The organism is Bradyrhizobium altum, from assembly GCF_020889705.1.
GTDB classification, from domain to species: Bacteria; Pseudomonadota; Alphaproteobacteria; order Rhizobiales; family Xanthobacteraceae; genus Bradyrhizobium; species Bradyrhizobium altum.
The window spans coordinates 1-24,280 of sequence record NZ_JACMYP010000021.1; the positions used below are offsets into that span (position 1 = coordinate 1).

Consider the following 24,280-nt stretch of genomic DNA (forward strand, 5'->3'; position numbering starts at 1 on the left):
TTTTGCAACTGGCAGGAAGAGTTGGCTGTTCAGCGATACCGTGGACGGAGCCAAGGCCAGTGCCGTCGTCTACAGCCTGATGCTGACCTGCCGCGCCTCACGTGTCGAGCCGTTGGCGTGGTTGCGCCACGTCCTCACCGAATTGCCTCAGCGCGCCGGCGACGCCGGTCGATATGACCGACCTGCTGCCCTTCAACTTCCACAAAGCCGCCGCTGCCTGAACGGCCCGGTATCGCCCGATACTAGGGCAATCCATCAAAACCGCCGGCGTCAACGTGCGGGGAAAATCGCGCTTACCGGTGATCGCGGCGATGCGGGTTTCGATTCGAGCAGGCAAATGACAACCGTTCCGCTCAGATCATGGAAGCGTAGATATTCAAGATATCGTTCTGAACGCCGTTTGCTCAATCTGTTGGGAAGTCATACCTGGTCCAGGAGCGAATCGATTACCTCAGGCCTCAATGTCCCGCATGGTTCAGTCGGAGACTCGACGCCGCCGATCTGGGACGATGTCTTCCTGAGCCGTCTTGCTCAAACGGCTGAGGCCATACCGCGGCGAGAGTGCAACAAAGCACGTCAATCGGTACATGATGTTCCAGAAATGGAACATTGATCTGTGGTTTGTTGATATTCCAGCATTCGCCGCCGATTCAGCCGAGTTCGCCGGAACGATGAGTGCAACAGGCTATAGGAGTTTCGGCATTTGGATACTCGCACTCTGATGTTCCGGGTGTCCTGACGTGAGTTGGTCCGGCAGAGCCAACCGGGTTTCACATCTGGAGCGGCGCTACAAGGTGGCCCATGGGAACAGTCGACGATCTAACACTTCTCGCAGAGATCATCGAGGCGGGCAGCCTCTCGGCGGCAAGCCGCAAGACAGGCATCCCGAAGTCCAGCCTGAGTCGTCGGATCGGCGATCTCGAAGGTCAACTCGGTGTTCATCTCGTGCATCGTGGCCCACGATACTTCTCTCCGACTGAAATAGGTCTCTCGATCTACGAGAGGAGCCAAAAGATCAGAGACGAACTCGTCGCCATCAGGGCTCTCGCGGAGGATCGTACCAACCGCCCGTCGGGGCTGTTGCGCTTATCGTGCCCTGCCGTTCTTTCTGAGCATTTGGTCACGGACTTCGCAATCCAGTTTGCGGAAGCCTACCCGGATGTGCGTATGACCCTAGACAATCCCAAGGGAACGTTTGATCCGAAGAACGACCACTATGACTTGGTTATACATCCCGCGCGAGAAGATCTCGCGGACTCCGAGTTGATATGCCAAAAGCTCACGAAGACGCCTTACCGTTTGGTGGCTGCGCCCGACCTTATCCGGCGCATCGGACCATGCTCGAAACCCGCAGACCTCCAAGATTGCCCAGGGATCGGCTGGAGCGCGGACGGCTCGATCTCCCGTTGGCGGCTTCTCCATTTAGACGCGTCAACAGTTGAAATCAACGTTGCGCTAAAGTTCGCCGCCAACAATCTCAACATCATTCGCCAAGCCGCCATACGCGGGTTAGGCTTGGCGCGACTTCCAATTCCAATGTGCGAGGCAGACCTCCTGAGTGGAAGGCTCGTTATGCCTCTTTCAGATTGGTCACCTCCACCGGTGACGCTTTACGCGCTGTATCCCTCGCGTCGATCTTTAACAGTTGCCGGAAGGTTGTTTCTGTCCGGCCTCGCCAAGTTTCTTCAAGAAAAGCTGCGCTCGTCCGGCGACCGGCCACAGTTGAGCTCGACCTCCACCGTGAAGCCCATGCCCGACATGCTTCCAAAAATCGCAAATACCGACCTGGTAAAGTGCGCGAAAAGTCACGATCCCAAGCAAAGCTCCGACAATCCTATTCGCGCGCTCGTCGGACGATCTTCGTATCAAGAAACGTAACGCGAAACTGTGATATGGCGATCAAAGTGGACCAGCGCTTGATCCGCCGCGTAGGCAGGCCAGTTGGGCAGGCCGTTACCGTTGGCATCTCCGGTCGCTGCGAAGGCTGCAATTGAACCTCTGAAGAGACGGCTCAAGTCTTGCACTTCTTGCTGATCCGCTCCGCTGATCATCGGAGCGACTTTCCAAACATCGATATTGCCGAACAGGAAAGGAAGATCGATGCAGTGGCAAGCGCCCAGTTCCGGATTCGGCGACTGCCAATCGAACGAGTACGAAAACGCTTTTCGTCCGAACCGGGACTGTATACTGGCGATCTCGAAACTCTGCTTTGTGAAGATCCTGTCACTGTAGAAATCGCCTAGAAGCGCGCGTGGCGACGCAGATGCACGTGTGGAACGAAGTTGGAGAACCATTGAACTCGCGTCATCTCCAATTTCCGATCGAATCAGGGTCTCTAGCGCATCATCGGACAATTCTTTAAGCGCGGGATTCGCGACAGAGAACGCGGCATACTCCTCTCGCGTCACCCCGATCATGATGTCGCACCAACGCGCGCTACCTATTTGGATGGATGCGATCGGATCGCAACCAGAAAATGCAGTATCTAGAACCGGCATAAATGGCGGGGCGATATCTCCCGGTTTCGCTGAGGCGCGCTTTTGCAAGGCTCGTAACCCCTCAAAGATCCGATCAAGCGGCATTGTTCGCAGTTTGCCGACTTCGTTTGGGCTGACATCGAGAACATCGAGGATCGCGTTCACTATTGGTCGAGCCTGCTCAACTGTTCGCATTTTGATGCCCACGGGCGTGCTCATCATGATTGCCCGTTTGAAGAGTTTAGGACAGTGCTCGGTCCCAAAATGCATCGCGATGCTAAAGGCCCCTGCCGATTGCCCGATGACTGTAACCCGCTGTGGATCGCCGCCAAACGCACTGATCGCTTGCGCGATCCATCGGAGCGCAGCGATCTGGTCGTGAAGACCAAGGTTCAATCCTCCCAGGCCAGCGTGAGGAAAGAAGCCGAGAATGCCTAGCCGATAGGTGATGTTGACGACAACAAGACCGTTCTCTTTCGCAAGAAGGCTTCCGTCGTAGCAAGGCAACGATCCTCCTCCAGTCATGAAAGCGCCCCCGTGAATGAACACCAGGACGGGAGCGCGGTCATGTTCAGTGTGACTGGTCCAAATGTCCAAATGGAGACAGTCTTCACTTTGCTCTGCATCATAGATCCCCATAACAGCATCGAGACGCGATGGATTCTGGGGAGGAATTGGGCCGGGCACGATCGCATCGCGGACACCTTGCCATCGCGGAGCCGCGCCTGGCATCTCGAAGCGCCGCGAGCCGACCGGGGCCTCCGCGTACGGTATTCTCCGAAACGCCGTTACGCCTTCCGATCTCACGCCGCGCAGACGACCAAAGGGCGTTTCCAACTCAATGAAATCCACACCGGCCATTTCTTATCTCCAAACGAAGCAGCTTGAGGCTCAACGTCAGGCGGTTGGATCAAGCGCACCGGACGCTGAAATTGAGGGGCGCTCCAACTTCGAAATGTTGACTGATGCCAGAAGGAATGGTCCTACCTCATCGATCAAAGTGGGCGGCGCACGGGTCGTCGCATTTCGTCTCGCTGGAGGTGCGGCAGGAGCGCAAAGATAGAGAGAAACGCGGGAATTGTGATGGTGAGCAGGATGGACTTCGGGTCAAGGTCCATCGAAACCAACAAGCCGGCGACCGCTGGCCCGACTATTGATCCGATGCGGCCAGCGGCGGCTGAGAACCCGACTCCCTGCGCTCTAAGCGACTCCGGATAGATCGAGACGGCGAGGGCAGACTGACCAACACTGCACGAGATCAAGCCCGCGCCTGTCCCGACAATCAACAGCGAGATGCCTAGCGGAACCAGGTCGTGCATCGCAAGCCCGGCCGCGGAGACTACGGCGAGCATGTTTGCCAATAGAAGAACGCGGGTAATTGGGAATCGACTCACGAGAAGTACCACGACGATATTCGCAATAAATCCGCCGGCACTGAATAGGCTTACCCCAAGCTGGGAGAATTCGGGTGAAAATCCCAGCTTGCGGAGAAGCGATGGAAGCCAAAATACAAGCGTATACCCATCGGCAAAAAGGAGGAACGAGAAGATCCACAAGCTGACCGTTCTGACTGCGAAGCCAGGTGCAAGCAAATCTCTTATCAACTGAAGGGACCGTCGGAATCCTTTACGCTCGCTGGCGGGAGTTTGATCACGCTCGGTGATTGGCCGAGGGAGCCAAAGCAACAGAGTAATTGAAAAAACAAGCGGGAGCGCCCCTCCAACATAGAAGAGAGACTTCCAGCCAAATCGAGCAGTGAGGACTGCTCCAAGGATGCCACCCAGAATTCCACCGGCGGCCATCCCTGTGGCGACGATGACAGCGACCGCCTCCCTGAGCCTTCGCGGGCACTGCGTGGTGGCAATAGCAACGGCTGGCGGGAGTGCTGTGCCGAGCCCGATTGCCGTGACGAGCCGCAGCGCCGCAAGCTGCTCGACAGAGCTCACAAGTGGAGTTACCAGCGAGAGGCCGCCAAAGGCGGCCACGCTCGCGATCAAGACCCGCCGTGCTTGCCAGCGGCTGACAAGCGATCCAGATGCCAGATATCCGAGAACGGCTCCTAAACTCGTTGTTGCGAACGCAGCCGTGAGTGATGCTGGCGATACTTTGAAGTCAGTAGCGATAGCCGGAGCCGCCACGCCAATTGAACTCGTATCTAACCCGTCGAGGAGGACCGCGACGAAACTAAGAACGATCGCGACCCAAGACATGGTTCGCGGGTTGGCGTCTGCCCCAGAATTTAGATCCGCTATGTTCGTCACCTCGGCCTCCCCCCAAAATCTCGCTATGGCAAGTCAAGAAGCTTCCAGATTCGGTGTCTAGTTCCAGAAGTGAGACGCTCAGTTCTGGAATTGAGACGCCCTGTGCCGGCATTGGTTGGTTTGAGGAAGGCGGTCGGCTTTCAGCCCCGAAGTCTCGATGTCGAGCACTGCTACGCAGGGCCCATCTGCCCCGGCTGGCATCACTCTTTTTCTCTCGGGACATCCTGATCGCGGCTGTGATAACCTCGTTCCAACGCGCGTTGGCCGACCAGGTGGACGAAGAAAGCTGTTGCCTCTCAGCTGTTGCCTGCGGGCAGAGCCTAGCAATTTGGCCGTCTCTTCCACTCGATACTGGCTGATTGGGACGACGCCCGCTGGGTCAAGTGAAGCATGGAAAGCGAGACTTTTTGCCCCGGACGGCATCGGCGCGTCGATGGCAAGTAGATGGCTGCGCCATCCGCAGCGGGCCGGTCGATGAGGTCAATCGTTGTTACACAACTCGATCCGAGTGCCGTCTGAAATCATTCACAAATGGCAAGAGATCGTCGATCTGCTTGCCGAGATCATGCACGTGCCGTCCGCTTTGATCATGCGAGTTGACCCGCCCAACATCAAAGTGTTTGTGTCCAGCCGGTCTCAAGCGAATCCCTACGAACCGGGCGAGCTCGCTCCTCTCGACACCGGGCTTTACTGTGAAACCGTGATGAAGACCGGCCAACCTCTGCTAGTCCCGGACGCCAATCGCGACGAACGGTGGAAGTCAAATCCCGATGTCAAGTTGGGGATGATTTCCTACCTTGGCGTACCCATCAGTTGGCCAGACGGCGAGGAGTTTGGAACCATTTGCGTTCTCGACAGCAAAACGAACCAGTACAGCAAGCCATACCTCGGTCTGCTGCTCCAGCTACGCGATGCAGTGCAGCTGGATTTGCGAACGCTAACGAGGCAGCACAGACAGCTCGAGGAACGAGAGACGAAGATTCGGCGTCTGGTCGATGCGAACATCATCGGGATTTTCATCTGGGAGCTCGGAGGTCGACTCCTGGAGGCCAATGATACGTTCCTTCGTATGGTGGGTTACGATCGTGAAGAGCTCATCTCGGGCGCCGTCCGCTGGATCGACCTCACACCGCTGGAATGGCGCGACCGCACAGCACGTGCTCGGGAAGAATTAGACAGGACTGGCGTTATCCAACCCTTCGAGAAGGAGTACTTTCGCAAGGACGGCAGCCGCGTGCCAGTGCTGATCGGTTCGGCGGCGTTCGATGAACAGCGAGACCAAGGCGTCGCGTTCGTGCTTGATCTGACTGAACGAAAGCGTGCGGAAGCCGAAGCCCGTGAAAGCGAGCGACGCTACCACGAGGCTGTAGTGGAGCTCGCGCACGCCAATCGCGTCGCCACGATGGGGCAACTGACGGCCTCGATTGTCCATGAAATCAGCCAGCCGATGGCTGCCACACAGGCTAATGCAAAGGCCGGGTTGAATTGGCTGGGTGCCCAACCGCCGGACTTGGAGCAAGTCCGGCAGACGCTCCTATCAATCCTCAATGACGGCGAGCGGGCCGGCGCCGTGATCAACCGAATCCGAGCACTTTGCAAGAAGGCGCCTCCGCGAAGGGAGAAGACGAAGATCAACGAAGCAGTGCTTGAAGTCATCGCTCTGACCCGGGACGAAGCGGTGAAGAATGGCGTCTCGATAGCGACGCAACTCGCCGAAGGCTTGCCGGTCGTTCACGTAGATCGGGTCCAGCTGCAACAAGTGGTCCTCAACTTGATCATCAATGCCGTCGAAGCGATGAGCTGTGTCGGCGAAGGGCCACGTGAGTTGCTGATCAGCACTGGAATAGACGCCTCAAATGGCCTGCTCGTCAGTCTCCAAGATTCGGGTCCGGGAATGGAGCCAGGGAGTCTTGAGCACCTCTTCGATGCATTCTACACGACCAAGTCTAGTGGCATGGGCATGGGATTATCAATTTGCCGATCGATCGTCGAAGCGCACGGGGGACGGATATGGGCGAGCGCGAATAAACCTCGAGGCGCTGTCTTTCAATTTTGCCTGCCTTTTGATTGAAATGAGACACTCCCGTTGAATTTGCACGAGGAGCGGATACTAGCTGTGAATCAGCGCCCAACATTGACCCCATAGATATCAAATCGATCAAGGATTTAGGGCGCCGATCGGCGCCCGGACCCCGCGCCGGATCACATTCCCCGAGGCGCGGCCCGGGAGTTGAGCCTGCGGAGGGGAAGGCATTTTGGACGGCAGCGAACCATGGTCCGAGGGTGCCTCGTAACTCTTTTATTCCACATCTCGCTTGGTACAGTCTCGGCGCTGGCAGAAACTTTTGACTATCACGGCTCGGCGACGATTGACTGTGTATGTCCTGCTCCCGTCGGAAGCTCCGATTGTCGAGTTCCGAAGTATCAGGAGTGGAAATACTCTTTTCGTGTTGCGGTTAGTCCAGGACTAACGGGCGGCTTGGATGATGCCTGTTTCCGTCGACGAGACAGGGCAGTGTGCTGTGACCGGCCCCGCTCATGGTATAGAGGCTGGGTAGGTAAACATTGCCCGGGGCGGCCAGACTGCAATTAAGGAGCCGAATCGGGCCTCGGGCATCGTCAATGGAGCAGATTTGGGCTCGACGACGAGGGACACTTCCTTGCCATTCTTGATCGCCCTGACGGCCGTACCTTCTGCGGTGGATTTGATGTCTCGGATTTGCGAATCACCCGCCGCTTCAAACTTGGCTACAAGCTCCTCCTGGTCAGGGCACGCGCGGGCGAGAAGGCACCAACCATCACACGAGCGCTTGAAGGATCGCTCGCCCGACATGATCTGTGCTCCCTGGCTTGTACGCAGCGTGAACAAAAAATGTACCGAGATTTCAGCGCCTGTTCGACCCAGCGATTCAGCCCTCAGTGATGCCAAGCCGTAGCTTGGCGGATTCGCCTGACGGATAAGCACAAGGAAGTTACTTTCGGGTGTGACTTGTGACGCGCACCACCTCGCGCCTAGGCTTCTCGGCTATATTGCTCATATAATTTTGCGGCGTTGTCCCAGCGAATGGCTTCCAAATAGACATCGACGTAACGCGCTGCCGCGGCGCCGTAGTCCATGTGATAGGCGCGCTCGTACATATCAAGCACCAAAACTGGACGACCGCCCGTGAGGGTTGTCGTATGGTCGGCCGCCCACTGGTTAACGAGGCGCTTGTCGCGGGGAGAATACGCAAGGATCACCCAGCCTGAACCGCCACCTTCCGCCTTGCCCATCGCTGCGAACTGGGCACGCCAGTGCTCCAAGCTGCCAAAATCACGCGCGATGGCTTCTGCCAACGCGCTATTTGGTTTTGTGCCGCCGCCGAGCCCGTCGAAATAGATTTCGTGCAGGATCATGGAATTTGAGGCGATCAGTTCCTCGCGCTTCAATCCGTTGATCACGAAATTGGCGGCATTGGCGAAGTCAAGTTCAGCCAACTGCGTACCAATCGCGTTAAGGCGCTTCACCGCGCCGACGTAGTTGTTTTCGTAATGGCTGACGAGCACCTTTTCCGAGATGCCACTGATGGATTTTGGATCAAATGGCATCGGTTTGGCTTGGTAAGACAATGCCTTGGCTCCAGTCTGTTGATTGCCTTGAGCATGCGCTCGGCCGTCTGCGAATACAGCCGTTGATGCTGCGGCCGCGCCATGCCTGCGATGAATTTCCGCCGCTCGGTATTCATTGTCATCGGACTCCCCACTTGTTGAACACCCTGAGTTAATCGGTTGAGGCCGCCGCCATCCGCAGGAAGGCGGCGGGTTTGCTTCCTTGGCTGTTAGTTCGCTCGTCTCGAAATCCGGACTCCGCAAATCTGTCGTCCGGCGGCTTACGTTTCAGGCTTGGCCTTTACGCCGCGCGCATCTCGCGAAGCACGCTCAATGTGCCATTCCAAAGTTCGATCCGGGCCTGAATGCTGTTGCACGCGGCGCGCAGAGCCCATTCGTTCCTTTGTGGCGAGTCCGCAACCCGGCCTTCGAGCAGTTCTCTCCCCATCGGACCATGGCTGTCGCCATCGAGCTCGATGTGCCGCTCGACGTAGTAGATGAAATGACGCAAGCGATCCTTGTCGTGCTTCGCGCCAAGGACCGTCTTCTGAAGCCTGCTGAACATCTCCGGAATGATGTCCTCGCGGCCGTAGAAAAATGCCGCCAGGACCTCTTCCGTCGACCCCGATTGGGCCAGTGTCAACGTATGCCCGACAAAGGACCGGACGTGAGGCGGAACGCCGGTCCGCACCAAACCCGCTTCGATCGATGTCCCGGCTCGCACCAGCGAGCGAAACGTTTCGAATTGCCGCGTGCTGGCGCCAACCTCCTCCATGGCGCGGAGATAGAGGTCGAGGTGACTGACATACGACCCGTCCGGATCGACATCTGTCTCTTCGCCAATCACGATGTCGTTGATCAGGCGCGCCGCCCGCGCATTGTCCGCCGGGAACCACGGCACCTTTGTGCATGTCAGGTCGTGCTGCAGCCGCTTCAGCAGTGACATGAAATCCCAGACGGCGAAGACATGGTCTTCCATAAATCGCTTCAGATCGTCGACGGTAGCGACCTCCGCGTAGATGGGATGGTCCAGCAGCTCCGAGCGGAGGGTGGCTAGGTGGTCACGAACCTGTTTCGGCATGTTTGACCTCTTTTTGGTACGTTTGACCTTGGCTCTGGATTGAAGGATGAGCCCGGCTTCCGCGAACTATCCCCCTTCATTCAATGATACAAGTGTTTCACCAATCAGCCGTGCGTGATACAGATGTTAGTATGAGTGATGCAACCGTCGAGACGGTGACGGAGGATCGGTGGCTCCTGCTGATCCATCAACTTCCGGCCAAGCCAGCGTATCTGCGAGTCAAGATCTGGCGGCGGCTCCAATCGCTTGGGGCAGTCGCGGTCAAGAACGCGGTTTACGCTCTGCCAGCAAACGAACAGACCCAGGAGGATTTCGAATGGGTGCTCAAGGAGATCATCGAGGGCGGCGGCGAAGCGATGATTTGCGCGGCGCAGTTGATCGACGGCGTATCGGACCAGGAGGTCCGGACACTGTTCACAGCCGCTCGCGACGAGGACTACGAGGCGATCGCCAAAGAGGCAAACGCTCTGGCCGAGACTCTGCGTGGGGACCCCAACGCCAAAGGTCAGGTTGGGGCGAGAACGCAATTGACGCGCATGAGGGCCAGGATGGCGCAGGTTGTCGCGATCGACTTCTTCGGCGCGAATGGTCGCGAAACGGTCGACGGGCTGCTCATCGGCCTGGGGACCAGGCTTACGGAGGGTACCATGGCGGAGACATCTCAACGCGGCGCAGCGGATCGCACGGCCGACCTGGCACGCTTGAAGGACCGCACATGGGTAACGCGCGAAGGGGTGCATGTCGACCGCATCGCCTGCGCGTGGCTGATCCGGCGCTTCATTGACCCAGGGGCTCGGTTTAAATTCGTATCCGCCAAAGACTACACGCCGAGCCTGGGCGAGCTACGCTTCGACATGTTCGAGGCCGAATTCACCCATCAGGGTGACCACTGCAGCTTCGAGGTGCTGCTCGGCCACGCCGGCCTGACCGACCCAGCGCTCCAGGCGATCGCCGAAATCGTCCACGACATCGACCTGAAGGACTCCAAGTTCGGACGGGGCGAAACTGACGGCATCAAGGCTCTGATCGCTGGCGTCGTGATGGCGCATCGGAAAGACGAGGAACGGCTCACTCGTGGCGGCGCGATCTTCGACGACCTCTACGAATACTTCAGCAAGAAGCGCAGCTGACTTGCTGGAGCGTTCGATGATTCAGTTTCGGTTGCCGGCCCGTCCGTCGAGCGCCTTGTTGCCCGAGCACTTATTCCCCGACGGCGGTCCCAAGCGACCCGCGCGCTACCGCACACTCATCGAACTTGCTAAAGTTTCGGCTGCCTCGCCGGACATATTGGACTGAAGTGTCCAGAACTATGTTGCTCACCGGCACAAACAACAAGCGAGTGAAGTCATTGCTGCAGTCGCTCTTGCGCGCGGTTTCGCGCGGAGCCGACGAGAGGTCAGGCGCGCGGCGAGTGGTGTCATAGAGAAACGCTCCGTTCACGCCGCTGAAGCTTTTGCGGCTCCATGAATCTGACGCACCTGGCGGGTTCTTAACATCACAACCGAACACGCTTCTGAGATTTGACCGTGATGACCTGGTTTGAGAATCTTCCTTACTCGCACGAGACGCAATGGTTGGAGATTATGATGCATCCGAATCCTGACTTGCTCCGCACAACTGAATTAAACTACGAGGAGTGGCGAGATATGCTGCGTCCAAATTGGGGGCTGTACACCCCCGATGACCCCAAAGGCTTTGCCGGTCGGGTGCGCTCTCGGCGCATTTGCGGATTTAATGCATCGGATATCAGCAATAATGTCCGCCGTTGCGAACGATCGCAAAGGGATGTTCGCCTCGACGGCGTCGACCACTACTATGCCGTATTTCAAATCGCCGGACGATCAACGATCATTCAGAATGAAAACGCTGCAACATTGGTCCCGGGCGATGTCACGCTCCTCGATTCTGCGCGTCCCGTAACGTACCTCAATGATGGTCACGAACAGTGGTTATCTCTTCAGTTGCCGCGCAGGCGCCTGATAAGTCACCTAGGCGTTGAACCGAAGGTCGGCTTTGGCGATCGCGCCGGAACGCGTGCAGGGCGCGCGCTCTACCAGCTCATTCTGGAAAGTGCCGAAGACAAGCGTTCAATATCTGCCCCGGCCGAAAAGTACATGCAGCTTGCGCTGTATGATCTCCTCGGAGCACTGTTTGTTCCGTCGGATCGAGCGACCGCCTCGATTTACAACGACAAGCTGTTCACTCGAATCTGCAATATCATCAAGGATCGCTTTGCCGATCCGGATTTTGGCCCATGCGAGGTGGCGATCGAGGCGGGGATTTCGCTGCGTTACTTGCAGAAGTTATTTAGCCAGCGCAATTCGACCTGCAGCGAGTTCATGTATGCGCTTCGTTTGGATCATGCCGCGCGCCTTCTGCATCGGCGCAAGTTGCTGAGCACAGGCCAGCCTGTCAGCGAAGTCGCGTACGCGTGCGGTTTTCGCAACTATACGAATTTCGCCCGGAAATTTCGCCATCGATTCGGCCACTCACCCGCGGCACATGCGGGAGATTACGCCTAGCCGAGGACATTTCCGTACCACCGAAAGTGCGTCTTCGGCTCGCGACGTCTGACCTCCGGCGATCTAATCTCCTCTCCAATCGATCCGAGTGCGGTCGCAGAGGAGGCCATGATGCTAGGAACATCGACAACACTGCTGACAAATGCGACGCCAAGGGCGCCGACCTCGATACTGGATCCTTATGCGGATGAAGCCCTGCTGAATCCCTGGCCGCTGTACCGCGAGCTGAGAGAGATCGGGCCGGTCGTCTGGCTGGAAAAATACGGGATGTTTGCCCTGACGGGTTACGATGCCGTCGTGAAAGCTCTCCGGGACTGGGAGGCATTCCCGTCATCGTTCGGCATGAATGATGATATGAACCAGCTGCTGCGCGGGAACACGCTGTGCAGCGACGGCGACGCCCACAGCCGATTGCGCCGCGTCGTAATGCGGCCGGTTACGCCGGCCGCGCTCAAATCGCTCAAGGAGGAGGTCGAACGCGAGGCCGAAGCGGTCGTCAACCGACTGTGCGCCAAAGGTCGGTTTTGCGCAACCGGAGAGCTTGCAACCCATCTGCCGGTGACGATCGTCTCCAGCGCGATCGGTCTGCCGGAGGAAGGGCGCGAGCGGATGATGGAGTGGAGCATAGGCATGTTCAACTGCTTCGGCCCCATGAACGAGCGTGCACGCAGCGCGATGCCGGTGCTCTCCGAAATGATGCACTATGCCGAGACCCAAGCCGTTCCGGGCAAGCTGAAGCCCGGAAGCTGGGCCGAAGCGATCCATCATGCCGCCGCCGCCGGTGAGGTGCCGTCCGAGGCGGTGCCGGTGATGATGATCGACTATATGGGGCCCAGTCTCGACACCACGATCTTCGGCATCTCCAGCGGCGTGTGGTTGTTTGCCAAGCACCCCGATCAGTGGGATCTCGTGCGCAATGATCCTTCGCTGATCCCCGCAGCCATCGACGAGATCCTGCGGATGGAGGCGCCGGTCCAGGGTTTCTCGCGCTACGTGGCGCGTGACTATGACCTGGACGGCTTCTTGCTGCCGGAAGGTTCGCGCGCGATCGTCTTCTATGGCGCCGCCAATCGCGATCCACGACAGTTCCCGGATCCCGATCGCTTTGACATCCGGCGCAGCAATGCCGGACGTCACATGGCGTTCGGCGCCGGGCCGCATGGATGCCTTGGCGTGAACCTCGCCAAATTGGAAATGCGGTCCCTCTTCATGGCGCTTGCGCAAAAGGTAAAACGCTTCCACGTCGAGGCCGAAGAGCGCGTGCTCAACAACATCCTGCGCGGCTTCAGCAAATTGATTGTCACCGTCGAATAAGCGGGCAGTCCGCAGCCGCGCGAAGCCATTTCACAACGACGCAACTGACAGACGTAACCACGTTCCCTCATCCTGTAATCGTCGCGAAACAGCGGTTCCCGACACCCGAGCTGGGCAGCTGCCAAGAGGAAGTACCAACATGGATATGTCTGCGTAAACGATTGTACCGGTTGTACGGGGGGCGCCCGACGGCTCGGCGCGTCTCTCGACCGTACCACGGCAGAACAGCTTCGTCGTCCTCGCCCGGTGTGCTTATCGTCGCATCGACGGTCCGGCCAAGGTTACCAAGGCGCATCTCGCCGCCGTGGAAGCCGGGACCATCGCTGATGCAAGTTACAAACTGACCGGTCGTTCCAGCTCCGGAATATCCGTTACGTGGTCGAGATATTCAACGTTCCACCACGCTGCCATTAGGTGGTTAGACCGGCATCGCGTGCCGGCTAGGGGCCCAACGCGCGCACGACGGCAATGGCTGCGAGGCCTCTTGGCGTCAATAAGCCCGTGATAGATTGACTTGCCGGCGTTTCAGGTCTCGGCATTCGGTCAAGAACGGTTGGCTTCAACTGGCGGACTGAAAAGCTTTGAGTCACAAAAGGAGTCGGTTCGCCAACTGATAAGGTAATAGGCAAAACCTATCCAGTTCGCCACTGATAAGGAAATTGCAGAGACCTTATCAGTGTGATGGACGAGCGGAATGGCGCTGCCAGACAGGATTGAACTGAGGTAGCAATCCTGATTTTCATTGATTCTATTGTATTTTTCGGTCCGGCGATTTGTTTTTGTGTGGCACTCTTGGGTCGCGCCGGAGCGACAACCTTTAGCACATTCCGTGCAAGCTCACCAAGGAGGAGATCGCAGAGTCGCGGACGCTGATTGGCCTCCTTCGATAGTCGCTTAGTTCGATGGCGGTGCCAAGGTCACTCTGGCGGAGATAGTGGGGTTCCCTTCCCCTTTTCTCGATCACCCCGAAAAACCCGCAAAATTGGATTCGCCTTAAGGCCCGGGGGAGGTTTGTGGCCACCGCGGTGTACCCCGCATCGGCTCCCCGACCGTCAAGGTCGGCCGACTTCGAGGCGTGCCTACGCATGGAGTCGAAGGCGCACGACAAATCACTCGGACCGGCAACTAAGGTCGAAGATTTCGATATCGAGCACCGGCGGCTTCACTGGACCAGTCTCGGGCTCGACGGGCCTCAGACGCCGTAACGTTGGAATGATGTAGCCGGAGAAATTCTGGTAAGCACTTACAAATTGCGATACCGGTCGTCCTCCGAGTTCCAGCGCGTCATAGTCCAGCCGAACCAACCGCCCCTCTGCATCGAAAAATAACTTCTGTTGGAGCGGATAAATGGAGCGGCGTTTCGGAAAAATCGACGTGCATCAGGCGAAGTGGCTGTGAGCGACCGTTGACGGATGGTGGATCCCCCTCGCGTAGTCGCGCGCTGTCAAACTGGCCGGGACCATTCTTGGCCGCCCGGTCCTGGGCGGGCTGCACCACCAATATGTTCGGATTTGATTTACGACAGGCACAGGCATACCCGTTCACGCTGATGTCGGACGATCTGCCGGCGGCGGCGCGCTTTATCGACATGCTGCTGGATCGATCGGGACGAAACGGCCTCACCATCTGGCACGTCTGGGCGACCTGCTTCAAAGGGATTCATCTGATCAAATCGGGATCCGCCACGGAAGGCCTGGCGTTGGTCGAAAGGACGCTGGCCAGAATTCCCCCGAACCGCTTCTCGCTGCGCTATGCCTGGGTGATCGGGGAACAGGCGGATGGGTTGCGCCGGGCGAAGCGCATCCCGCAGGGGTTGGTCGTGATCGATCAGGCCCTGTCGCTTTCGGCTCGCGATGAAGAGCGCTGGTGCGTGTGCGAATTGCTTCGCATCAAGGCCGAGCTGCTGATGGCGCAGGGCGGGGCGAAGGCGTTGGAGGCCGCGGAGCGCTGCCTTGTTGAATCGCTCGACTGGGCGCGCAAGCAAGGCGCCTTGTCGTGGGAATCGCGAACCACGCTGAGCCTTTACCGCTTGCAGGCATCGAGGGGGCGGCAAGCCAATGCAATCTCGAAATTGAGAACGGTCTTCGCCCGGTTCGATCAGGGATTCGGAACGACGGATCTACTGGAGGCGTCGAAAACGAAGGCTCTGCGAGCGATCGGCGAGGGTGACGTTCGGCCCGGGCGTGCATTGCTGCCGCAGCGACGCTCGTGCGCGGATGCCATGAGCGACAAACGTATGGCGCTTGAAGCGTCGAGGGCGAGCGGTGCCCTTGGCTGACTGACGGCACGGCATTCACTGATACACGGAGCGCCAATCACTCATACATCCATATGAGCGATATCGTCCCAACGTTGAATGGCTCAGAAAGAAGTGGGCGGACATTGTAGCGTTAGGGCCGGCCGGACCGTGACGTTGGCGGCTCTGATGGAAACGTATGACAGGTGATGCAGCACGAGCTTGAGGCTGGATTGGAACCAGTGAGCGCGGCAAATGCCGGGAGGATCTGGATGAGTAACATTGGAAGCAAGGACCGCACCGCGATCGAACCCGTAATATCGGCCCGGCTGGGCGTGGGCTCATGGATTATCCTGATTGTGCTGGTAGCGGCCGCGTTGGCCACCGGTGTCGTTGTCTATGTCGGCTGGAAGCTCGCAGACGGTGTCGACGTCCCGATCTCGGGTTATGTGGCGATGGCGGGTGGAGTCATCGTCTCTCTGGCCGTCGGATTTGGGTTGATGGCGCTCCTACAGCAGCCGAAAAGGGTATGACGAACCGCCCGTATTGATCGTTCCGGAAAATGACTTCAAGGAATTCGAGTCTCCCTCTAAGAGGTCGAATTAGCGGGGAACGGGGGCTGACAACGTCTGCTCGGCAGGGCTCGCATCGCGATGCAAAAGTATTGCGAGGTCGCGGGGGTCGACTGGGTGATGCAATATGATCGGGATCTCAAAGGCGTGCACGATATCGCTCCTGGAGGTATCTGTCAGAGAGTCGCAGCCTTGGGAATGCTCTCTGCTTTTCATCCTTGGATCAAACCGATGCCAGCCGCTCAACGCCGGATATGCTGACACTCTGCGGCTGGCCGTAAACGTGCGGCTTTTGTCCGTTTTTTCACCTGGCTTCTGATTTCGGACAGCGCCCACCGCACTATATTCAATTCGGTCACACGGTTGATCTTGTCATTCGTGTTCACCGATATCGAAGGCCGGACCGCTTTGGCGGCGCATACAGCGCCGCCACGCGGTGGCGTATGGCTGGAAATCAGGTAAAGACAATGGATCAAGCAAGGGTCGCCACGTCGGTCAGGAAATATTTCGAAACGACGTCGTTTCTCGACGGCGCCAACGCGATCTATATCGAGCAACTGCAGGATCGTTACCACGCGGACCCGAACTCAGTGGGCGCGGAATGGCGGGAATTCTTTGCATCTATCGAGGACGACATTGCGACGGCGGGGAAGGCGGCGGACGGGCCGTCCTGGAAGTGCGCGAATTGGCCGATCCCGGTCAACGGCGAGTTGATTTCGGCACTCGACGGCAATTGGACGCCCAATGCAAAGCCTGCGCTTGACGTGCCGGCCAGCCCCCCGATTGCCCGTCCCGCCTCAGATCTCGATATCCAGCAAGCCACGCGCGATTCCGTTCGCGCATTGATGATGATCCGGGCGTACCGGATGCGCGGCCATTTCCATGCAAACCTGGACCCGCTGGGTCTGGCGCAGCCGCAGGACCACGAAGAGCTCAAGCCGTCGACTTACGGGTTTTCGGATACCGACCTCGATCGCAGGATCTTCATCGACGGCGTGCTTGGCATGGAGTCCGCCACCATCCGCGAGATGCTCGATATCCTGCGCCGTACCTACTGCGGCACCATCGGATACGAGTTCATGCATATTTCGGATCCGGCCCAGAAGGCCTGGATCCAGGAGCGCGTCGAAGGCCACGCCAATCTGGTCAAGACCAGCGGGGACGAGAAGCTCGTCATCCTCGACAAGCTCGTCGAGGTGAAGGGCTACGAGCGGTACCTCGACAAGAAGTTCGTCGGCACCAAGCGGTTCGGCCTCGACGGGGCCGAAGCAACGATCCCGGCTCTTGAGGAAATTCTGAAGACCGGCGCGAAGCTGGGCGTGCGCGACGTCGTGCTGGGAATGGCCCATCGCGGTCGTCTGAACGTGCTGGCGCAGGTGCTGCGCAAGCCTCACCGGGCCATCTTCAACGAATTCAAGGGCGGCTCGTTCGTTCCGGACGAGGTCGAAGGTTCCGGCGACATGAAGTACCATCTCGGTGCGTCGTCGGACCGCGAACTGGAAGGTCGTTCTGTCCACCTTTCGCTGACGGCCAACCCCTCGCACCTCGAGATTTCCGATCCGGTGGTTCTCGGAAAGGTCCGCGCCAAGCAGGACCAGAATAACGATATCGTCGAGCGCACCACCGCTTTGCCGTTGCTGATTCACGGCGACGCGGCTTTCGCCGGCCAGGGTGTCGTCGCGGAATGTTTCGGGCTCTCCGGGCTGAAGGGTTACCGCACCGGCGGCTCGCTGCACTTCATCATCAACAACCAGATCGGCTTCACCACCGACCCGCGCTACTCGCGGTCGTCACCTTACCCCTCGGACCTGGCCAAGACGATCGAAGCCCCGATCTTCCACGTCAACGGCGACGATCCGGAGGCGGTCGTGCACGTGGCGCGCATCGCGATCGAATTCCGGCAGCGCTTCCACAAGCCCGTCGTCATCGACATGTTCTGCTTCCGCCTGTACGGCCATAACGAAGGTGATGAGCCGGCGTTCACGCAGCCGCTGATGTATAAGGAGATCCGGGCTCACAAGTCGACACTCGAGATCTACGGCGAGCGGCTGATGAGCGAGGGCGTCGTCACCCAGGCCGACATCGACAGGAAGAACGCCGACTGGGTCGCGCACCTGGACGCCGAGTTCGAGGCCGGTCAGACCTATCGGCCCAACAAGGCGGACTGGCTGGACGGACGCTGGACCGGTCTCAAGGCCACCAATGAGGAGCCCGACGACGCCGGCGGTACCGGCGTCGACGTCGAGAAACTGCGCTTCATCGGAGAGCGGATCACCGCTCTGCCCGACAACTTCAAGGTTCACCCCACCATACGCCGGTTCCTGGACGCCAGAAGGGCCTCCTTGACCTCGGGTGACGGAATAGATTGGTCGACGCCGAAGCGCTCGCCTTCGGGTCGCTGGCGGACGAGGGAACGCCCGTCCGCTTGTCCGGCCAGGACAGCGAGCGCGGGACGTTCACGCAGCGGCATTCGGTCCTCAGCGATCAGGACACCGGCGCCCGCCACACCCCGCTCAATCGCATCCGCGAGGGTCAGGCCCGCTGTGAGATCATCAACTCGTTGCTCTCCGAAGAAGCCGTGCTGGCGTTCGAGTACGGCTACACGCTTGCCGAACCCAATGCCCTGGTGCTGTGGGAGGCTCAGTTCGGCGATTTCGCCAACGGCGCCCAGGTCGTCTTCGATCAGTTTCTCTCGTCCGGCGAGCGCAAGTGGTTGCGGATGTCCGGGCTGGTCTGTCTTCTGCCCCATGGCTATGACGGCCAAGGCCCGGAGCACTCCTCCGCCCGTCTCGAGCGCTATCTGCAGAGCAGCGCCGAGGACAACTGGCAGATCGCCAACTGCACGACGCCGGCGAACTACTTCCACATCCTGCGTCGGCAGATGAGGCGCGATTTCCGCAAGCCGCTGATCCTGATGACGCCGAAGAGCCTGCTTCGGCACCGGCGCTGCAAGTCCACGCTTGCCGAGATGGGCGACGGCAAAGGCTTCCAGCGCATCCTGAAGGATGACGTCGAGACCAGGCCGGTCGGCACCATCAGCCTCGCCGACGACAGCCGGATCCGGCGCGTGATCATCTGCTCGGGAAAGGTCTACTACGACCTCTACGAACAGCGCGAGGAACGCGGTATCGAGGACGTCTACCTGCTGCGCGTCGAGCAGCTTTACCCCGTCCCGTTGAAGGCCATCACTCACGAACTGTCACGCTTTCCGAATGCGGAGGTCGTGTGGTGCCAGGAAGAGCCGAGGAACATGGGCGCGTGGAGCTTCATCGAGCCCTATCTCGAATGGGCGCTCGCCGAGACGAACGGCAAGGCCAGGCGCGCGCGATACGCCGGGCGTCCGGCCTCCGCCTCGACCGCCGTCGGCACGATGTCGCTGCATCAGGCTCAACTCGCCGCGTTCATGGAGCGGGCTTTTGCGCCATGAGCGGGCTGCCGGACATACTCGCTGATGACCTTGACGTCGTCTTCTGCGGGTTGAACCCCGGACTCGGTGCTGCAGCCGCCGGGCATCATTTCGTCGGCCGGGGCAACCGGTTTTGGACCGTGCTTTTCATGTCTGGTTTTACTGCCAGGCTATTCGAGCCGACCGACGACCGGCTGCTCCTCAACGAAAAGTGCGGGCTGACCACGGTGGTCTCCCGCGCGACGGCCGGCGCCGATCAAATCTCGGTCGGTGAATTCACGGCCGCATCGAGCGCCCTCGACCGGAAAATCCAGACCTACAAGCCAAGATTTATGGCGTTCCTGGGCAAGAAGGCCTACAGCGCTATCGCGCGCCGATCCACCGTCGAATGGGGCCGCCAAATCGAAACATTCGGCAGCACCGGCTCCTGGGTGCTTCCCAATCCCAGCGGACGCAACCGCGGCTTCTCTCTCGACGAACTCGTCTCCGCCTACCGCGAGCTTCGGCTCGCTACCGGACGTACCGAACCGATCGCACAGAAGGTCTTCGCTTCCGAGCACAAGGACTAGATCATGCGGGTTGCCATTCTTGCCGTTCCAGGAGTCCAGATGCTGGATATCGCGGGCCCGATGGACGTGTTCTCGGAAGCCAACACGGTATTGCGGGATTCAGACGCGTACTCCGTCCAGATCATCGGGCTGTCCTGCGATCCGATTGCCGCCCTCAACGGGACCCGGTTTCTGCCCGACGCTTCGATCGATTGTTCGCTCGAAGGATTCGATACGCTTCTCATCGCCGGCAGCCCCGGCATCCAGAAGTTCGAGGACCATCCCGGACTGATCGCCTGGATCCGGCGGGAGTCCCGTCACGTCCGCCGGCTGGGCTCGATCTGCACCGGCGCCTTCCTGCTCGGCAACGCCGGCCTGCTGGACGGCCGACGCGCGACGACGCATTGGAATTCCGCCGCTCGGCTGGCCGAGAAGTTTCCGCTGGTCAGGCTCGAGCCGAACATCTACGTGAAGGACGGCCACATCTATACGACGGCCGGAGTGACCGCGAGCATGGACCTCGCGTTGGCACTGGTCGAAGAGGACCACGGCCGCAGCACCGCGCTACGTGTGGCGAAAGAACTGATCCTGTTCCTCAAGCGGCCCGGCGGCGAGCCCCAGTTCAGCATCCATCTTGAGGCTCAGGCTTCAGAGATCGGGCCTATTCGGGACATCCATGAATGGATTCTCGGCAATCTGTGCGAGGACCTTTCCGTCGAGACGTTGGCAACGCGTCTGGCGATGAGCACCCGCAATTTTGCCCGCCTCTTCAAGCGCGAGACCAATATGACGCCCGGCGATTTTGTCGAAGCCGCACGCGTCGAGGCGGCACGGCGGATGCTGGAGGACAGCGATACGCCGCTGAAGAAAGTCGCCAGCATGTGCGGTTTCCCCCGCCAGGCGGGCCTGCGACGCGCCTTCATGCGCAGGATGGACCTGACGCCGGTTGAATACCGGCAGCGGTTTCGACCCGCGGAATTTGCGGCCGCCGGCGCCATCAAGGCAAAAGCTGCCGCCGACGGGCCGATGCTGCGGAAGGCCAGCTAAAAGGAGTGGACGGTCTCATCCGGCTGCTGGACGCGACAGCGCTAAGCCGACTTCCTGCCTGCAAGCGCAGCATGCAGGAGCACATCATAGTGATCACCCAACGCGTTCAGCGCAGTAGCGCCATCACCGGAAAATGACGAACCGTGCATAGTCGCCAGCAGCTTGGGCTTCAGCGCGGCCAGCTTGCGGACCGTCGAACCCGTGGTCGGGCCAAGACTGGTGTAATGGAATTGACTCTCCGAGGTAATCGACTGTTCGATGATGTCGCTCTCGGTGATCGCTGGACCGTTTCCAGCGCGCGTAAACAGGTCTCCGCACAGCAGGGTGCCTGTCGTTTCCTCGAACATGACGCCGGCATCCCAACCGTGCGGCACATGCGGTGTATCGATATAGCGAAAGCGCTTGCCGCCGATATCGATCACCTCGCCGTCGGAAAGCACGCGCGGCTCGCGATCGGCCATATCGCTGACAGAAACGCGACAGCCCACCATCCCGTGAGCAAGCTGGGCCGCAGGCGCGGCGGCCAGCCATTCATTCATCGATCCGCATTCATCGGCTTCGAAATGGCCGAAACCGAGCCAGCGTAGTCGCTCCACCGGCATGATCCGGGCAACCGCGGCTGAAACCAATGGAAACATCTTCCGCTTCCCGCAATGAAATAGTAGCGGCTCATCACCGTCGAACAGGAAATGATTGTAGGTGAATCCGGCCGGCGGAGCGGCATCGGGCACAAAGACGGAGAGGCGATACACGCCTGCACCGATTTCATCGATCCTGGTTTCCATGACAATCCCTTCCGATAGTGGCCTTACGACCGGTTGCGAACAGCCATTTGCATCTAGTGCGCGGCGGTGCATAATGCAAACAATCGTTTACTTTTTCAGGATGCCCCCTGTTGTCCATTGAAAAACCGCGCAAATCCGAGATCGCCCGGAACCGCATCCTGGAGGCTGCCCGGCGCATCTTTGCCGATGACGGCTATGAGCACGCGACCATTCGGGCGATCGCCGCCGAGGCGTCGATCAACCCGTCCATGGTCATCCGCTATTACGGATCCAAGGAAGGTCTGTTCGCCGCGGTCGCCAAAATGGATCTCAAGGTGGCGTCGCTGGCCGGGGTGCCCGTCGCGCAGCTGGGCGAGGCGCTGGTCGGCCACGCGCTTGATCGGTGGGACGATCCCAAGGACGGCGCGGCGCTCGCCGCGATGATGCGGGCTTCGATCTCGAACGAGGCCGCGCGCGAACGCATCGTTGCGCAGTTTTCCGAACAAGTAGCCGGATTGTTTGCGACGATGGGACCCGCAGCCGTGCAGGCGGCGCCCTTTATCGCGACACAGATGCTCGGATTGGCCATGGCGCGTTACATCTGGCGCGTTCCGTCGATTGCCGCCTTGCCAAAGGATCTTGTCGTGAAGCAGATCGGAAAGGCGGTGCAGCGATATCTCGACGATGCCGCTGAACAACAGCGCAAAATACTGTGAGAAAAATCGTCCGGCAGAAATGCTGGAGTGACTCTCGATCATCCAAATTTCTTATCGACAGTGCGAACATCGCTGAGCATCGAGAGTTCATATCGCTTCGGTTCGGAACGCCAAACGAGTTCATGAGAGTGCCGGATGGGTCGTGGCGGGGCAAAGCGAAAATCGAAATACAGCGCCCTGAGGGTTGTTCGGGGTGACCAGCAATTGCCCGTTATGGGCTTCGATAATCGACCGGCAGATCGAAAGACCCATTCCCATACCGTCGGATTTCGTGGTGAAGAGCGGGTTGAATATCCGCTCGGTATCTTGCGAACTGATTCCGGTCCCGGTATCCGCAACCGACATCAAGACGCGGCCGTCGTCAGCGATCTCCGATCTCACGCATAGAAGCCTGGGCCCGTCCCTGGCCGCCATGGCTTCGATAGCATTGGTGATCAGGTTCAAAAGCACCTGCAGCAGCGGAATTCGATCCCCCATGATCTGTGGCAGCCCCGCACTGGACGCAACAACAAGAAGTATTCGACGACTCCGCACCTCGTCGCGTACTAAAGCAAGCACTTCTGCAACGAGGTCGTTGACGTCAATCGTGCTGTGGGCTCGGGCATCCATCTTGAAGTTCTCTCGAATGCTTTCGATGACGGCCTGCGCGCGATGACCGTCGGCAGCAATGTTTCTAACCGCCTCTTTCGCTTTGTCGAGATCGGGTGTGGCGCGATCCAGCAGGCGGAAACTCGTGTCGGCTCTCATTATCATCGCGGACAGAGGCTGCCTGATCTCGTGAGCAATGGTGGCGGCAATTGCGCCGCCCGTCATTAGGCGAGCCTCGCGCTCGCGACGTTGGGCACGAACCGCGTTGAGTAGTCCCCCATAAAGGGTGTTTATTTCGTACAACAGGAGAATGAGGACGAGACCGCTGGACAGGAAGCCTACGACGCGCACTCCATACCAGCCCACGCTGAAGCGGCTCGGGGCAGGGTAGTAATTCACCATTTCGATCAGGTACAAGCACATTACGACCGTCAGCCAAAGATCGAGCATCGAACGTTGGCGGAGCCAAAGCCGAAGAGGGCGGAAATACTCAGCAACGCGACGGGTCCCGCAACAAAAGGCCACTGCGGGCCAAAGCGGAAGTCATCGAGCATCACGCGGGGCAATCGCGTTTCGTCCGCTACGCAAAGAAATGCCAGCACAGCGACAAGAACCGCTGTCAAAATGACGCTCAGCGTGATCGCCGAACGCATGGTTCCGTACCAGAGCCGCTTGGTGGGATTGGCTTCCTTTAACAGGGCATAGCCGATGACGAACATTGGAAAGCCGATGTGCCAGAAAAAGTAGAGCCATACGGTACTCTGCAAGCCGCCTACCAGGCCCGTGGATGCAAACACGCCTGGAAATGTCAGTATCCACGGGATCTCGATAAGGGCCCCGTACAGATATCCACTCGCGATCACGAGAATCGCCGTCGAGCGGAGAATGACAAATTGATTGAATAGAAGGATCGCGGTGATCGCATCGATCACAAACATCGCTGCAGAATAGGCCGGTACGAAGGCATCGACGCGGAAGGGCGGGATGGTTGAAAGCGGCCCGACAATGATGAAGACGGCGACTAAAAAGCCGGCCACGACCGCGAGCGCCAGTCGTTTTTGTGCAGGACCCGGCGACAAGGTGGAAAGGAGGAGATCTTGTTCCTCGGGGATAGCCACGATTGCTTCCGACATTGGCGCAATCTCCTGACCGGCGAAAGC

The 24,280-nt window shown here is 59.0% G+C and carries 17 protein-coding genes and 2 pseudogenes; 12 read left to right on the forward strand and 7 right to left on the reverse strand.

Annotation, left to right across the window (positions count from 1 at the left end; genetic code table 11):
* Together H8B02_RS08640 and H8B02_RS08645 are read left to right on the forward strand one after the other, a co-directional pair.
* Nucleotides 1–221: pseudogene (locus H8B02_RS08640) on the forward strand (transposase domain-containing protein); the annotation flags it as partial.
* Between the two features lie 580 nt (nucleotides 222–801).
* Nucleotides 802–1,878, forward strand: coding sequence for a LysR substrate-binding domain-containing protein (locus tag H8B02_RS08645; RefSeq protein ID WP_229165813.1), 1,077 nt, complete (start codon nucleotides 802–804; stop codon nucleotides 1,876–1,878).
* Here the strand turns inward: H8B02_RS08645 and H8B02_RS08650 are convergent.
* The gene (locus H8B02_RS08650; protein ID WP_229165814.1) at nucleotides 1,866–3,338 is read right to left on the reverse strand and encodes a carboxylesterase/lipase family protein; all 1,473 of its coding nucleotides are present in this window, start codon (nucleotides 3,336–3,338) and stop codon (nucleotides 1,866–1,868) included. The genes H8B02_RS08645 and H8B02_RS08650 overlap by 13 nt on opposite strands.
* A gap of 134 nt (nucleotides 3,339–3,472) precedes the next feature.
* Nucleotides 3,473–4,738, reverse strand: coding sequence for an MFS transporter (locus tag H8B02_RS08655; RefSeq protein WP_229165815.1), 1,266 nt, complete (start codon nucleotides 4,736–4,738; stop codon nucleotides 3,473–3,475).
* A gap of 487 nt (nucleotides 4,739–5,225) precedes the next feature.
* Here H8B02_RS08655 and H8B02_RS08665 point away from each other — a divergent pair, with 487 nt between their 5' ends.
* The gene (locus H8B02_RS08665) at nucleotides 5,226–6,809 is read left to right on the forward strand and encodes a GAF domain-containing sensor histidine kinase (protein ID WP_376711624.1); all 1,584 of its coding nucleotides are present in this window, start codon (nucleotides 5,226–5,228) and stop codon (nucleotides 6,807–6,809) included.
* A 941-nt stretch (nucleotides 6,810–7,750) separates the two neighbouring features.
* Here H8B02_RS08665 and H8B02_RS08670 read toward each other — a convergent pair.
* Both H8B02_RS08670 and H8B02_RS08675 read right to left on the reverse strand, forming a co-directional pair.
* A complete protein-coding gene (locus H8B02_RS08670) occupies nucleotides 7,751–8,347 on the reverse strand; it encodes a Fe-Mn family superoxide dismutase (protein ID WP_229165816.1) in 597 nt (198 codons plus the stop codon).
* A 280-nt stretch (nucleotides 8,348–8,627) separates the two neighbouring features.
* The gene (locus H8B02_RS08675; RefSeq protein WP_229165817.1) at nucleotides 8,628–9,407 is read right to left on the reverse strand and encodes a DUF3050 domain-containing protein; all 780 of its coding nucleotides are present in this window, start codon (nucleotides 9,405–9,407) and stop codon (nucleotides 8,628–8,630) included.
* Nucleotides 9,408–9,538: 131 nt separating this feature from the next.
* Here H8B02_RS08675 and H8B02_RS08680 point away from each other — a divergent pair, with 131 nt between their 5' ends.
* From H8B02_RS08680 to H8B02_RS08715, 8 genes and pseudogenes are all read left to right on the forward strand, one after another.
* Nucleotides 9,539–10,537 carry a chromate resistance protein ChrB domain-containing protein gene (locus H8B02_RS08680; protein WP_229165818.1) on the forward strand — a complete coding sequence of 333 codons (999 nt, stop codon included), beginning with the start codon at nucleotides 9,539–9,541 and terminating at the stop codon, nucleotides 10,535–10,537.
* Nucleotides 10,538–10,936: 399 nt separating this feature from the next.
* Entirely contained in the window at nucleotides 10,937–11,929 is a 993-nt protein-coding gene (locus tag H8B02_RS08685; protein WP_229165819.1) for a helix-turn-helix domain-containing protein, read from the forward strand.
* A gap of 111 nt (nucleotides 11,930–12,040) precedes the next feature.
* Nucleotides 12,041–13,243, forward strand: coding sequence for a cytochrome P450 (locus H8B02_RS08690; protein WP_229165820.1), 1,203 nt, complete (start codon nucleotides 12,041–12,043; stop codon nucleotides 13,241–13,243).
* 1,465 nt (nucleotides 13,244–14,708) lie between these two features.
* Nucleotides 14,709–15,521 carry a hypothetical protein gene (locus H8B02_RS08695; protein WP_229165821.1) on the forward strand — a complete coding sequence of 271 codons (813 nt, stop codon included), beginning with the start codon at nucleotides 14,709–14,711 and terminating at the stop codon, nucleotides 15,519–15,521.
* Nucleotides 15,522–15,751: 230 nt separating this feature from the next.
* Nucleotides 15,752–16,012: a hypothetical protein gene (locus H8B02_RS08700; protein WP_229165822.1), complete on the forward strand. Its 261-nt coding sequence runs from the start codon at nucleotides 15,752–15,754 to the stop codon at nucleotides 16,010–16,012.
* A gap of 506 nt (nucleotides 16,013–16,518) precedes the next feature.
* Nucleotides 16,519–19,478, forward strand: a pseudogene (locus H8B02_RS08705) (2-oxoglutarate dehydrogenase E1 component).
* Complete coding sequence (gene mug, locus H8B02_RS08710; protein ID WP_229165823.1) at nucleotides 19,475–20,026, forward strand: G/U mismatch-specific DNA glycosylase; 552 nt, start codon at nucleotides 19,475–19,477, stop codon at nucleotides 20,024–20,026. The pseudogene H8B02_RS08705 and the gene mug overlap by 4 nt, the downstream one beginning before the upstream one ends.
* Nucleotides 20,027–20,029: 3 nt before the next feature.
* Nucleotides 20,030–21,052: a GlxA family transcriptional regulator gene (locus H8B02_RS08715; protein WP_229165824.1), complete on the forward strand. Its 1,023-nt coding sequence runs from the start codon at nucleotides 20,030–20,032 to the stop codon at nucleotides 21,050–21,052.
* 41 nt (nucleotides 21,053–21,093) lie between these two features.
* Here the strand turns inward: H8B02_RS08715 and H8B02_RS08720 are convergent, their stop codons facing one another.
* Entirely contained in the window at nucleotides 21,094–21,837 is a 744-nt protein-coding gene (locus H8B02_RS08720; RefSeq protein ID WP_229165825.1) for an oxygen-binding di-iron domain-containing protein, read from the reverse strand.
* 110 nt (nucleotides 21,838–21,947) lie between these two features.
* On the opposite strand from H8B02_RS08720, the gene H8B02_RS08725 reads away from it, so the two are divergent.
* Nucleotides 21,948–22,532: a TetR/AcrR family transcriptional regulator gene (locus tag H8B02_RS08725; protein WP_283842162.1), complete on the forward strand. Its 585-nt coding sequence runs from the start codon at nucleotides 21,948–21,950 to the stop codon at nucleotides 22,530–22,532.
* A 120-nt stretch (nucleotides 22,533–22,652) separates the two neighbouring features.
* On the opposite strand, the gene H8B02_RS08730 is transcribed toward H8B02_RS08725, so the two are convergent.
* Both H8B02_RS08730 and H8B02_RS08735 read right to left on the reverse strand, forming a co-directional pair.
* On the reverse strand, nucleotides 22,653–23,537 hold the full coding sequence (locus tag H8B02_RS08730) for a sensor histidine kinase (RefSeq protein ID WP_283842163.1): 885 nt from the start codon (nucleotides 23,535–23,537) through the stop codon (nucleotides 22,653–22,655).
* Between the two features lie 14 nt (nucleotides 23,538–23,551).
* Nucleotides 23,552–24,253 (reverse strand): MASE4 domain-containing protein, encoded by a 702-nt coding sequence (locus tag H8B02_RS08735; protein ID WP_283842164.1) that lies wholly within the window; start codon nucleotides 24,251–24,253, stop codon nucleotides 23,552–23,554.
* Nucleotides 24,254–24,280 lie beyond the last annotated feature (27 nt).

Excerpts from the sequence above, each read along its gene's own strand:
- H8B02_RS08680 (WP_229165818.1), top strand. The coding sequence starts at position 9,539 with ATGAGTGATGCAACCGTCGAGACGGTGACGGAGGATCGGTGGCTCCTG.
- H8B02_RS08700 (WP_229165822.1), top strand. The coding sequence starts at position 15,752 with ATGAGTAACATTGGAAGCAAGGACCGCACCGCGATCGAACCCGTAATA.
- H8B02_RS08690 (WP_229165820.1), top strand. The coding sequence starts at position 12,041 with ATGCTAGGAACATCGACAACACTGCTGACAAATGCGACGCCAAGGGCG.
- H8B02_RS08715 (WP_229165824.1), top strand. The coding sequence starts at position 20,030 with ATGCGGGTTGCCATTCTTGCCGTTCCAGGAGTCCAGATGCTGGATATC.
- H8B02_RS08675 (WP_229165817.1), bottom strand. The coding sequence starts at position 9,407 with ATGCCGAAACAGGTTCGTGACCACCTAGCCACCCTCCGCTCGGAGCTG.
- H8B02_RS08650 (WP_229165814.1), bottom strand. The coding sequence starts at position 3,338 with ATGGCCGGTGTGGATTTCATTGAGTTGGAAACGCCCTTTGGTCGTCTG.
- mug (WP_229165823.1), top strand. The coding sequence starts at position 19,475 with ATGAGCGGGCTGCCGGACATACTCGCTGATGACCTTGACGTCGTCTTC.
- H8B02_RS08685 (WP_229165819.1), top strand. The coding sequence starts at position 10,937 with ATGACCTGGTTTGAGAATCTTCCTTACTCGCACGAGACGCAATGGTTG.
- H8B02_RS08645 (WP_229165813.1), top strand. The coding sequence starts at position 802 with ATGGGAACAGTCGACGATCTAACACTTCTCGCAGAGATCATCGAGGCG.
- H8B02_RS08735 (WP_283842164.1), bottom strand. The coding sequence starts at position 24,253 with ATGTCGGAAGCAATCGTGGCTATCCCCGAGGAACAAGATCTCCTCCTT.
- H8B02_RS08720 (WP_229165825.1), bottom strand. The coding sequence starts at position 21,837 with ATGGAAACCAGGATCGATGAAATCGGTGCAGGCGTGTATCGCCTCTCC.